9 protein-coding genes and 1 other RNA gene are annotated in these 11,804 nt (G+C 48.2%); 5 read left to right on the forward strand and 5 right to left on the reverse strand.

Annotated elements, in window-relative coordinates:
• The 4 genes from KGZ66_08525 to KGZ66_08540 all read right to left on the reverse strand — a co-directional run bounded on the left by KGZ66_08525 (nt 1) and on the right by KGZ66_08540 (nt 2,112).
• Nucleotides 1–1,137 (reverse strand): DUF2800 domain-containing protein, encoded by a 1,137-nt coding sequence (locus KGZ66_08525; protein ID MBS3985639.1) that lies wholly within the window; start codon nt 1,135–1,137, stop codon nt 1–3.
• Nucleotides 1,134–1,454, reverse strand: coding sequence for an rRNA biogenesis protein rrp5 (locus KGZ66_08530; protein ID MBS3985640.1), 321 nt, complete (start codon nt 1,452–1,454; stop codon nt 1,134–1,136). Before KGZ66_08530 ends, KGZ66_08525 begins: the two co-directional genes overlap by 4 nt.
• Nucleotides 1,441–1,641: a hypothetical protein gene (locus KGZ66_08535; protein MBS3985641.1), complete on the reverse strand. Its 201-nt coding sequence runs from the start codon at nt 1,639–1,641 to the stop codon at nt 1,441–1,443. The genes KGZ66_08530 and KGZ66_08535 overlap by 14 nt, the downstream gene beginning before the upstream one ends.
• Nucleotides 1,642–1,719: 78 nt before the next feature.
• Nucleotides 1,720–2,112 (reverse strand): hypothetical protein, encoded by a 393-nt coding sequence (locus KGZ66_08540; protein MBS3985642.1) that lies wholly within the window; start codon nt 2,110–2,112, stop codon nt 1,720–1,722.
• Nucleotides 2,113–2,767: 655 nt separating this feature from the next.
• On the opposite strand from KGZ66_08540, the gene KGZ66_08545 reads away from it, so the two are divergent.
• From KGZ66_08545 to KGZ66_08565, 5 genes are all read left to right on the forward strand, one after another.
• Nucleotides 2,768–2,980 (forward strand): helix-turn-helix transcriptional regulator, encoded by a 213-nt coding sequence (locus KGZ66_08545; protein MBS3985643.1) that lies wholly within the window; start codon nt 2,768–2,770, stop codon nt 2,978–2,980.
• Nucleotides 2,981–3,014: 34 nt separating this feature from the next.
• Nucleotides 3,015–4,457 carry a hypothetical protein gene (locus KGZ66_08550; GenBank protein MBS3985644.1) on the forward strand — a complete coding sequence of 481 codons (1,443 nt, stop codon included), beginning with the start codon at nt 3,015–3,017 and terminating at the stop codon, nt 4,455–4,457.
• Nucleotides 4,458–4,651: 194 nt separating this feature from the next.
• Entirely contained in the window at nt 4,652–6,331 is a 1,680-nt protein-coding gene (locus KGZ66_08555) for a DUF2326 domain-containing protein (protein ID MBS3985645.1), read from the forward strand.
• A gap of 14 nt (nt 6,332–6,345) precedes the next feature.
• Complete coding sequence (locus KGZ66_08560) at nt 6,346–8,697, forward strand: site-specific DNA-methyltransferase (GenBank protein MBS3985646.1); 2,352 nt, start codon at nt 6,346–6,348, stop codon at nt 8,695–8,697.
• The gene (locus KGZ66_08565) at nt 8,694–11,207 is read left to right on the forward strand and encodes a DEAD/DEAH box helicase family protein (protein ID MBS3985647.1); all 2,514 of its coding nucleotides are present in this window, start codon (nt 8,694–8,696) and stop codon (nt 11,205–11,207) included. The genes KGZ66_08560 and KGZ66_08565 overlap by 4 nt, the downstream gene beginning before the upstream one ends.
• A 321-nt stretch (nt 11,208–11,528) precedes the next feature.
• Here KGZ66_08565 and ssrA read toward each other — a convergent pair.
• Nucleotides 11,529–11,804: a transfer-messenger RNA gene (gene ssrA / locus KGZ66_08570) on the reverse strand; the annotation flags it as partial.

Below are 11,804 nucleotides of genomic sequence, written 5' to 3' on the forward strand. Positions count from 1 at the left end.
TTACTTCTCCTCCTTAAATTCATCTATAGCAGATGTGTTGATTGCTTGACGCTTGTCCGATAGCGGGACCAGAGTTGGCTTACCAGGCGGCTTTTCAATTAGGCCGCCGAGTAAAGCCTGAAAGTTGTCTCTGCCCATAAGCCGCTCCATCTCGGTGAGTGTGATCAGGCTCTGGCGGTAGATATCACGGTAGCCTGCACCTCTTGCGGCTTCGGCCACTGCTTCCTCGTTAGCGTATTTGCGGTTGGAGCGTCCCTCCACCAGCTTGAAACCCGGCCACTCCTTGCCGTGCCTGACCGCTGCCTCCAGAGCATATGCCTTGATGTCGCTCGCCCAGGATATAAGGTCATCCAGTTTGGCGAGGATTTCTTCAATCTCTCCGTCCGAGAGTAGCGGTGGCAGTGCAAACTCAAACCGGGCAAGGCTAAGGTTGTCCTCCGCCCGCGCGCGGCACTTCACCGCCGCACGGCAGAACCGGCACCACTCGCCGGGGACGCACTCTCCCGAGCCTTCGAAGGCAAGGCTGGCAATGGGCTTGAGGACCTCGTCGGCCCACTGATAGAGGGACTCCTTGTCCATGGTAAAGGTACTGACATTCTCACGCCGTGGCTGATAGATGGTCATAGACACTGAGGTGATATCGTAGATGCCGTCGAAGAGCTCGAGGGCACCAAGGGCATATAGCATCATCTGCGGGTTGCTCTCTGCGCTGACCAAAATACCCTGACCATACTTGAAGTCCACGATGTGAAGCGTCCTATCGGAAATAATTACACAGTCGCCCGTGCCAAATCCGTCAGGTACGTACTTTGAGAAGTCCAGGCGTTGCTCTATAAGCACTACTGGGTCAGCGCAGTCCTGCTTTATCAGGGCGATCAGTTCCTGGATAAACTCCACATAGCCATCTGTGTAAACGTCCATCTCGTCGGAATCGTACTTGGAGACGGGCTTTCTTGAGCGCCGTTTGAGGGCCTTACGCAGCTTGTGTTCTGCCAGTGCATGAGCGGATGTGCCTTCGGCGGCAGCTTCTCCGCTGTTGTCCTCAAACTCCCGCTCCAGCCGCGCTGACGGTGGACAGTTCATCCAGCGATGGGCACCTGAAGCCGAGAGCAGTGCATGCTGCTTCTCCGCACTCATTTCAGGGCCTCTGCATCGGCCAGCAGCGCCGCGTAGTTTGCCGGATCAATCTGACTAAGTTTCGGCGCACCGTACTTTTCTAACAGTGACCTTACGTTTGCCGTGAACCCTAGCTGGCTCTTTTCGGCCAGTGCTGCCCGCACCTGCTCCAGCGTTACCGGCTTTGTCGCAGGCTTTGCTACCTGTGCCGTGGCTGTTTCCGGCAGGGCGCTTTCAACAGGCTCGTTTGCCGCCATTGCATCCGCAACCGCCTGTACACTATCTGCAAGGGAGCGCAGATTATTGACTACATCATGCAGCAGCTTAATCTTGCTCAAGCTTTTCACCCCCTTCCTCAACAATGGACAGCTCTTTCACGCTGTTGCCGGGGATAATCACCGTCAATCTGCGCTGCTCGCCTAATAGAAGGCGCAGCAGCCTTTCCCGCAAGGTGACGTTGCGACAGCCGACAATCCCTCCGTCCTGGGGCTCCTTCGAAACACTGATTTTAAGCATGTGCTTCATGTGAGCCACCTTACCTTTCTGAAGGCTGATTTTGTGTGCCTTCACCCTATAGCACCTGCGGAGGGGAAAACGGACGGTCTATAGGAGAGATTTTCTAAGTCTGGCTATGGCACGGTTCACTGCATGGCGGATGGCCGATTCATCTTTCCCCTCAAGGGCGGCGAGGTCAGTATAGGACCAGCCTTCTAACACGCGTTTACGAATTAGATCTTGCTGGCGTTCGGTCAGCTGCGACATGGCATGGCCGATTGTCTCGGAACTTATTAGTTCAGCAGGTAAGTCCGTACCATCAGAGAAGAAACGCGCGTCCTCGTAATTGAAGGTGCTGAGTTGCGTGTGTCGGTCGGGTCGGCTGTTGCGCCGGTCGTTGCTCTTTTCCGCTTTCACGGACTCCAGATAGAAGACTCCGACCTCCTCGGATACTTCCAGTTCGATGATTTTGCCGTCTGCGTCTCGGTAGCTAATTCTCATGCTTTTTGACTCCTTTGGTTTTCAAATTTTGGCTTTGAAATCCGCAGGAGCCGCTTTTCATCCGCGAAAAGAAAAACGACAGGGCGATACCCTATAACGGGTATCCGCACTGTCGTCTAGCGCTCTCGCGGATTTCTATTCGATTTTTGGGAGAGGTCTTAGTTAAACAGCAGATTTGATACGTTCATGGGTGATGTTCAATGTACCGTTAGGATTTGATGTGATTCGGGTTATACAGTCTTTCTTTCGTATTTCAATTGTTCTCGCGTCTGCACTCATGTCACACACTCGCTTTTTGTCAAGGTTTTGGACTTCATGCATACTGGCATCCTCCATCCACGGGAGTACAAGATGTCGTAACCTCCATACCCATTGCTACTTCCTCCTTTTTTTACCGTATTTAAGTTATTCCAAGTCCATAAAAAGAGCTGCTATTGGTTTCCCAATAACAGCATACAGACTTTTGGAATACCCCTGGAGGAGCGGGAGTAGCTAACTCATAGTGTGTGAGTAGCGAATTATCATCAACTTTTGCAACATCGGCCATGAATATATTTGTATCAAGGAAAAATACGCGTTATTAGATGTAACCTTTAAGTTTAGTAGCAATGTGCTATACTTATTACGTGAAAGTAATTCCATTGGAGGCGGTAATATGGCGTTCAGTTACAACAAGCTATGGAAGTTGCTGATCGACAAAAAAATGATGAAGAAGGATTTGATGGCAGCGACTGATTTAACTACTACGACTATGGCGAAATTAGGCAAAGATCTTCCGGTTAGCATGGATGTTCTGGCACGTATATGCAAGGCACTTAAGTGCAATATCGGCGACATCGTCGATTACGTCGACGAGGACACCAAATAGACTAAAGTTTTGATTTGAGATGGAGGGGTTCGGTATGAGGTTATGCTTTGGCTCATACTTGGCTGTCCTTGTTTCATGCAAGGCAGTCAACGTTGATAACAAGCAGTTGTGCGAAACACTGCTTCATTCTGTTGCCCCCAATTTTGAATTTACATTTGCCGGACAGGAAAATCCGGATAGGGTTAGAGAGGATGCTTCATCAAAGTTGTTGCGGTGCGAACAAAACCTTCCTAAAGATGTCACCGGCCCAGCCCGAAAAGCTAACCCGCAAGAAGTAGTTGTCTATTTCCGGGATAATGTCCTCAGTCTGCTGGACAGAAATCTATCAAAGCAGATAATCCTTTCTCTCAAGGACATCATCGCTAACGACCATCCTGTAAAGGTCGGCAAGAAAATGCTGGGCATCGATGATGATACGAAAGTCGAATTGGTCAGTGGAACGTCAAAGAAAGAGTTGGCGTCACAAACCGAATTCTGCTTTCATTCGTTCTTGGCGGGTGTTTTTCTATATACCGCCACCAACACTACGAACCGGAGCGGCAAGGCTACGATAAAGTCAATCAACCGCGAGTATGTACTATCGTTCACGCCCCGTATAGGAGAGATAAAACTGCTTGAAGATGCCGAGGTAAAACGAGTTGCCTTGGTTTCTGCTGTAAAGGAAAGTACAAAATACGGAGAAGAATTTGCAGAAAATGTAGCGGAGTTTGTGGTTGACAGAATAAACCAGCTAACTCCGCCTTCGAAACAGAATGATTCCTTGCTTGTGACGCTGTTATCCGAAGCAAACGGGAACTGCCTAGAATGTGGCAAGAAACTGGGTATTCCAAAGCGTGGAAAGGTTCCGATTGGGAACTGTGAAATTGTTTATTTGAAGCAATCACCAAATGAGTCGGAGTCTTACGAAAATGCAGTAGTTCTATGTACGGATGGATGTGCGCAGCTTGTTCCTGTGATGTCGGAGACTGAAATAGAGGAGTTGCTCGAAAACAAACGTCGCTGCGCTGACATGCAGGCGTTTCTTGACAGAATATCCGGTATTAGGTTTCAAGATGAAATTGAAGCTGTGCTGCGTGAAGTACATAAAATTAAAAATGTGCAAGGACTAGAGCCAACAGACATTAAGGATTTGGTGGAGATTGAGCGTAAGATTCAAGAGCCTTTTCTTAAAGACAAAATTAATGCGAGCATGGCTCGCCTGTATAAAACCGTAAAGAGTATATGCGCTCACCTCGAACAGGAAATTGGATTTGATACGAATATGTTCGGGGAGCTAATGAAATCCGCTTCTATGCTTCTCGAAAATGGCGTACGCCAAAAGACAGATATAACCGACCCGCAGGAGTATATTTCCAACCTGTTGGTCGAGAATTTATACTCACAAGTTGGTCAGAGGCATAAAGACGCCTGTGAGATTATTGTTGGATATTTAGTGAAAAGGTGTGATTTGTTCAATGAGAATGCCAAGCAAAGTTAATTCTTTCTCCGATAGTGTCATTGCCCTTTTCACGCCTATCTTGGAGAAATTAGAAGAGCGGGATATGACCCCGCATGAATTGCTCGAGGCAACACGGACGAAGGTGTCGGAGATAAGTATCTTCCTTGATGCCCTCGATTGTTTGTACATACTTGGGCGAATAGAAATACCTGACGGAACGGAGGTGCTCCATTATGTTAAAGCGGATAACGTGTGATAAGTTCAAAACCCAGCCGGAAGACTTCCGCACCGGCCTTAACGTCGTCCTTGGCAGTTCAGGCGGTAGCAATGCCATTGGCAAGTCTACCTTCCTATTGATATTGGAATTTGCGTTCGGCGGGGACAACTACTCAAAATCTGCCAAGGACGTTATCACCCATATCGGGCATCACACCATAAACTTCGTCTTTGAGTTTGACGGCCTACCATACTTCTTTTCCCGAAGTACAAGCCGCCCCTCTGTAGTGAACCGTTGTGACAGCAAATTTCACGTTATCGAGGAAATACCCATACCTAAGTACCGCGAGTTTCTGTTTCACGAGTATAAGATATGCCTACGTGATATTACCTTCGGTGAGATTGTTGAGCGATTCTTCCGTATCTACGGACGTGGAAACCACAATGAACATAAGCCTCTACAGGGCGAGCGCGAATCGATGGCGACGGCTGTCGAGTACCTTATGAAACTTTTAGATAGGTTTGAGGACATCCAGAACCTTAAAACCGCCGAGGATAGCTACGGTATTAAGCTGAGTAAACAAGCCGAGCGCTCCGTCTCAGACATCACAGCTAAGATTTCTGAGAACCTCGAAAAGATAGAAAGCTTGGAAGGTCGTAGAGAGAAACTGTGCAAACAGAATGAGGAAGCCAATCTGCGTGCTTTGGGCATAGACCCGCAACAAGCGGAACGTCTCGCGGAAATCAAAGGAGAATTGGGCAAATTAAACCGGCGAAAGAGCCGTCTGATATCACAGCTTAATGCCATCCGCAACAATATGCCCGACAGCAACGGGGTACTGAATAAAGACTTCTCGGCTCTGCTCCGTTTTTTCCCTTACGCCAAAATCGATGCCTTTATTGACGTTGAAACGTTCCATGCAAAGATTAACGGCTTCCTCCGTAAGGACATTGAAGAGGAAATTTCGCGGTTGACCCCGCAGATTGAATACATAGACGCTGATATTGCATCATACGAAAAACAGATTACCGACTCAGGAATAGCTAAGTCGCTCTCACAATCTATTCTCACGCAATACGCCCGCGTGTCCCGAGAAATAGACAATCTGGTGGAAGAGAATGAAGCCCTGCGTAATGAAATGGCTCAGATAGAAAAGCGCAAGGAAATTGAGTATTTGTTAACGAGTCTTCGCAAGCGTCAAGAAGATGCTCTTGCTAACGCACAGGCTGACGTGAACGCGGAGATGAAACGGATTAACGACATCATCACAGGTGGTCATAGAGCAGCACCCGAATTGACGCTTAGACCGGATAAGACTTTTGAGTTTGAGACCCCAGACGATAAGAGCGAGGGCACGGCATTTAAGGGCCTAGTTGTTTTCGATCTGAGTATGCTTGCCTTAACTCCTCTTCCTGCGTTAATTCACGATTCGAGCATTGTTAAACGCATAGAGGATGCCGACTTTGAGCAGATACTCGGCTTGTACCAAGAAAGCAGTAAACAGGGCAAGCAGGTGTTCATCGCGTTTGATAAAGCGGATTCCTACACACCAAAAACCTTCCGCACGCTTGAGGAAGCGGCTGTTCTGCGCTTGTCTGTTGGCAATGAACTGTTCGGTACTTCTTGGAGTCGGCAGACTGCTGAACCTGAGTCCAAGGAAAAAGCGGAAACTAAACAGCAAACTGACGAAGAATAAGGAGATGGAACCCTATGTCGGCTATTAGAAATCTATTACAACAAATCACCGACCCGACGCTCCGCGAGCGGCTTACGGAGGAAGTGAACCGTATAAGTAAGAATAAGAAGTTTGGCCTGGTGTTCGAGGAACATGTCCCCGAATGCACCCCCCTTTACAACGTTCCCATTAAGCTCGGCTCAACCGTTGCCCGCAAGACAGGCAAGATGGACAAAATATACACCATTAGGAAAATTGATGGTAAAGATGCCGTGTGTGAAAATAAAACCACACTTGAGACGGCAGCTATCCCACTGTGTGAACTTGTTTCCGTGGCACAGTTCGGCGAACCGATTTTCCCTTCACTTGAACCTATCGACAAGGTGGAAAACGCACCCGGCGACAGCCTGTGGCATACCATTATCGAAGCTGACAACTATCATGCCCTCCAACTTTTGGAGTACCTTTATGAGGGACAGGTGGATTGCATATACATTGACCCACCGTATAATACCGGGGCAAGGGATTGGAAATACAACAACGATTATGTGGATTCTAACGATGCCTATAGACATAGCAAGTGGCTGTCAATGATGAAGAAACGGCTGCTGATTGCAAAGCACCTACTAAAAGAAACAGGGATATTCATTGTCACTATTGATGATAATGAGTTATCCCATTTAGACTGTGTCTTGCTGGAGATCTTCCCAGAGTACGACAGGTTTATCGTAACTATCGAACATAGCAAGCGCGGCAGACGCGGTAAAAATATGGCAAAGTCAAACGAGTATGCGCTTTTCTTGGTGAGGCATGGACTGGATGTTATTTGCGAAGAAACAACCATCGGCCTTGGTGGTGAAACTCGCAATCTGAGGCGTACTGGCTCCGGCTCACTTCGCGCACAACGACACAAGAAATTCTATCCAATATACGTTGACACCACCGAACAACGTGTGATTGAGATAGGAGAATATCTCCCACTTGACGAGGAACCATCCTATGATGTTCCCGATGATGTCAAGGAGAGGCACCCCGATAATTCTTTAAGTGTTATCTGGCCCATTGATGAGGATGGCACACAAAAGAACTGGCATTATGCGGCACCGAGAGCAAAAAGCGAAATGGAGTTAGGAAAACTCTCTGTGCGCGAGCAGAAATACGGCTGGCAAGTATACTACCAACTTAGAGAGAGGGATTCAAAAAAATACAAAACAGTGTGGACGGGTTCCCATCTCGATGCAAGTACGCATGGCACAGAACTGCTTACCACAATATTGGGTCGGGGTCAGGCGTTTGACTTTCCCAAATCCCTATATGCTGTCTTGCAATGTCTGTATGCTTCTGTGAAGGATAACCCCAATGCCCTGGTCGTCGACTTTTTCGCTGGCAGCGGTACGACGCTCCACGCAGTTAACCTGCTGAACGCCGAAGACGGCGGCAAACGTCGTTGCATTCTTGTCACAAATAACGAGGTGTCCGAAGCTGAGGCTCGGGAATTGAAAGAGGCGGGGTACCAGCCTGGCGACCCTGAATGGGAAAGCCGTGGAATCTGTCGCTCGGTGACTTGGCCGCGCACAGAATATAGCATCCTCGGCAAACGTGCCGATGGCATAAAGCTGACAGGTGAGTATTACACAAGTCAGACAACCAGTAAGGAAATCAACCGATCGTTTTATCAGCTTGGGTTTGTGGAAAACCCCGCCGCACTTACTCATGCTGCAAAGAAGCAGATCGTCGCCCTCATCGGCAAAGATAAGTTGCCTCAGTCGCTTGTAAATACCGACAGTCGATTCGTTGTATCAGAGAAACATAACGCCTCCGTGCTTTTTGATCCCGAAGCCGCGAATGAGTGGCTTGTCGCCCTTGAGGAGCAGGAGCATATAACTGATTTGTACATAGTGGCAAGTGAAAAAAGGACTTTCAACGAAATAAAAGCAAAAGTGGTTGAACTGCTTGGCACGCTAACAATAACTGAGCCGTTGAAACGTCCAATGAGCGATGGCTTCTCTGCCAATGTAGAATACTTCAAACTCGGCTTTTTAGATAAGAACAGTGTGTCGCTCGGCCAACAGTTCTGTGAGATACTGCCTCTCCTATGGTTAAAAGCAGGAGCAATCGGCGAGCGCCCAGAACTGGACGGCGTGGATATCCCGGATATGCTGATTCTGACTCAGAATTCTTTCGCAGTTCTATTGGACGAGGACTGCTATGGAAAATTTGCTGATGCTTTGCTTGAGGCGGGCAACATTAGCACGGTTTACTTCGTCACGAACTCTGAGGAGGCGTTCAGGGAGATGTCGAATGGCATAGGAATAAAGCGAACCTATCAGTTGTATCGAGACTATATTGATAATTTCGTTATCGGAAGCAGGAGGAACAACCTATGAGAGCAACACTATTTCCTTTCCAAGAAAGGGCACTTGCCGACTTGCACGAGAAGATACAGAAAGCACATACTCTATGGAGCGAGAGAGACCCGCAGGTCATCTCGTTTACCGCTCCCACAGGTGCGGGCAAGACCATCATTATGACTGCTCTGTTCGAGGACATCATATTTGGTCATGCCTATGGCGTGGCAGAACCAGATTCTGTTTTTGTCTGGCTTTCGGATATGCCGGAACTGAATGAGCAGACCCGTCTGAAAATTGAGAGCAAGTCCGATAAGTTCCGAACTAGAGACATCCATGTCATTGACTCGAGCTTTGATGCGGAGTATTTCGCAGGCGGAGGGATTTACTTCCTGAACACGCAGAAACTCGGCTCTGACAAACTGCTGACGCAGAAGTCAGACCTGCGCCAGTACACAATTTGGGAGACCCTCGCCAACACAGCAGCGCGTCAGCCAAAGTCCTTCTATGTCGTGATTGACGAAGCCCACAGGGGTACGTTCACGTCCATCCAGGCAGAAAATAAGGCGCAGTCAATCATGCAGAAATTCATCAAAGGGAGCAAAGAGGATGGGCTCCCGATAATGCCGCTCGTTATCGGTGTGACTGCCACACCGCAGCGTTTTCAGAAGCTCGTTGCGGATACTACTTCCACCATCCAGAAGGTAATCGTGCCACCGGAGGATGTGCGGGAGTCCGGCTTGCTTAAAGACAGGATTATCATCCATTTCCCCGACATCGCTATCAACGCGGATATGACGATGTTCAAAGAGGCGGTCGTAAACTGGAGACAAAAGTGCACACGCTGGTCGGCTTATTGTGAGCATGAGGAAATCAAGGACCCCGTAAGACCAATCCTTGTTGTCCAGGTAGAGGACGGAAATGGGCAGGAAATCACGCAGACAGACTTAGGTGCATGTATAGATGTTCTTGAAGAATCCCTTGGCCACAAACTTCAACCGGGTGAAGTTGTACATACATTCAACGACCGTGAAACCATAAAGGTACGGGATTTGAACATCTACCGTATAGACGCCTCTCACATTGAGGAGAATAAAACGGTAATGGTCGTCTTCTTTAAGATGAACCTTTCCACAGGCTGGGATTGTCCGCGTGCTGAAACGATGATGTCCTTCCGCCATGCAAGCGATTATACCTATATCGCCCAGCTGCTTGGGCGTATGATTCGCACACCACTTGCCCGCAGAATTGAGTCGGATGCCGAACTTAACAATGTCAGTCTGTTTCTGCCGTTCTTCGATACGGAAACGGTGAAGATGGTTGAGCAAGCCCTTCATGACAGCGAAGCAGTTGTTCCTGCCGAAACCGGCACACATAAGGAACTTATAACGCTCAGAAGAAATCCTGCTTTTGCTGACATCTTTAAAGATATGGATTTGGTTACTTACCGCATAGATTCAGCGAGGAAACAGCCTGCTCTTCGGAGGCTTATCGCCCTTGCCCGTGCGCTTACGCAGGATATGATTGCGCCTGAAGCACGGAAGAATACTCTAAAGAAGATTCTCCAGGAGTTTGAAAAAGAGATAGCTGCGCTAAAAGAAAGCGGCAAGTTCGCTGAAATTGAGAAAGCCGTGACAAGCTTTGCCCTTCGCACACTTACCATTGATTACGACAACAATACACCGTATCAAGCAGCGGATATGGCTGAAACTATTGCACTGTCTGAGCTAGACCTGACAAACCTGTTCGAGAGAGCGGGAAAAATACTCGGCGAAGGTTTGCACAAAGAATACTGGGTTCGCCACAGCAGACGCAATGCGGATGAAGTCAAGACAGAAATTATCGTTCTTGTAAGCGACAATGGGGCTATGGAGCGGCTTGAAAGCTTCGCTAGTAAGCAATTCAACGATCTGTATGATATGTTTCAGACTGCATTCCGCAAACTCAGAGAGGAACGGAAGGACACATATAAGAAGCTGGCACTGTCCTCCACTACACCAATTGCCCTTGATTGGGATTTGCCCCAGTCCATAGATTTTTCTCTTGGAAAGAACACAGAAACATTCGATGCCCATTTGTATATCCCCTTGGAAGGCGGTGATTTCAGAGCAAGCTTGAACGACTGGGAAAGCGGCCTTATAAAAGAGGAGCTGAAAAATGGTGCTGTTGCTTGGCTTCGCAATCTCGACCGTAAAAAGTGGTCTTTAGAAATTCCGTATGATGTCGGTGGTGTAACCACTTCTATGTTCCCTGACTTGCTTGTCGTCCGCGCCGAAGCGCATGGATATGTGTTTGATGTGCTTGAGCCGCACGATCCAAGTAGAAAGGACAACTATCCCAAGGCGGTAGGACTTGCGAAGTTTGCTGAGAAGCACGGCGAACATTTCGGACGCATTCAGCTTATCCGCAAGTCGAAAGGTGCTGACAGACGTGACCACTTCTATCGTTTGGATATGGGCAAGTTGAGCGTGAGAAATAAGGTCCGCGGCGTAACATCAAACGAAGAATTGGACAGGATTTTTGATTCAGACGCTGTGCGGGAGGACTGATAGCAGATGTTCAAAAATGGGGGTAGCTATATAGCTAAATCGGGGAGTATCAACTCCATAGTGATAATCTATCTTTTTACGATTATCCAATCTTTCAACGATTGACCCAGAATATGCACACCCCTTCTAACTTTCAACGATAACCCCTGTATGCTTCATGGTATAATGCAGAGGTTGTTTCTTATTGCCGCCAAACTAGACCCTGTAAATGTTAAAAGCCGCTCCTCTAAAATAGCAGGAACGGCTTTATTGCTGGGCTTTTGGGTAAAAATAAAACCACCCACCGACAGAACAAATTCTATCAATAGATGGTAGATTATTTGGTGGAGGCGGGGGGAGTTGAACCCACCGTCCGAAGGCATGCTGATCAGGGCTTCTCCGAGTGCAGTCGGTGATTTGGTGATTCGCCCTTTCCTGCGCCCTCCGACAGGCTCAGGATGTCGCTAGCCTATTATTTTCGCGTTACTTACTAGGCGCTTAGTAACACTACTCCTGCTTTCATGACGCCGGTGACCGCCCTCGCAGGAAAAGTGCGGGCCGACGGCTACCTATCTAGGCAGCGAACGCGAAACGTTCGTTTGCGTTTGTTTTGTTTTT

The organism is Selenomonadales bacterium, assembly GCA_018335585.1.
GTDB lineage: Bacteria > Bacillota > UBA994 > UBA994 > UBA994 > UBA994.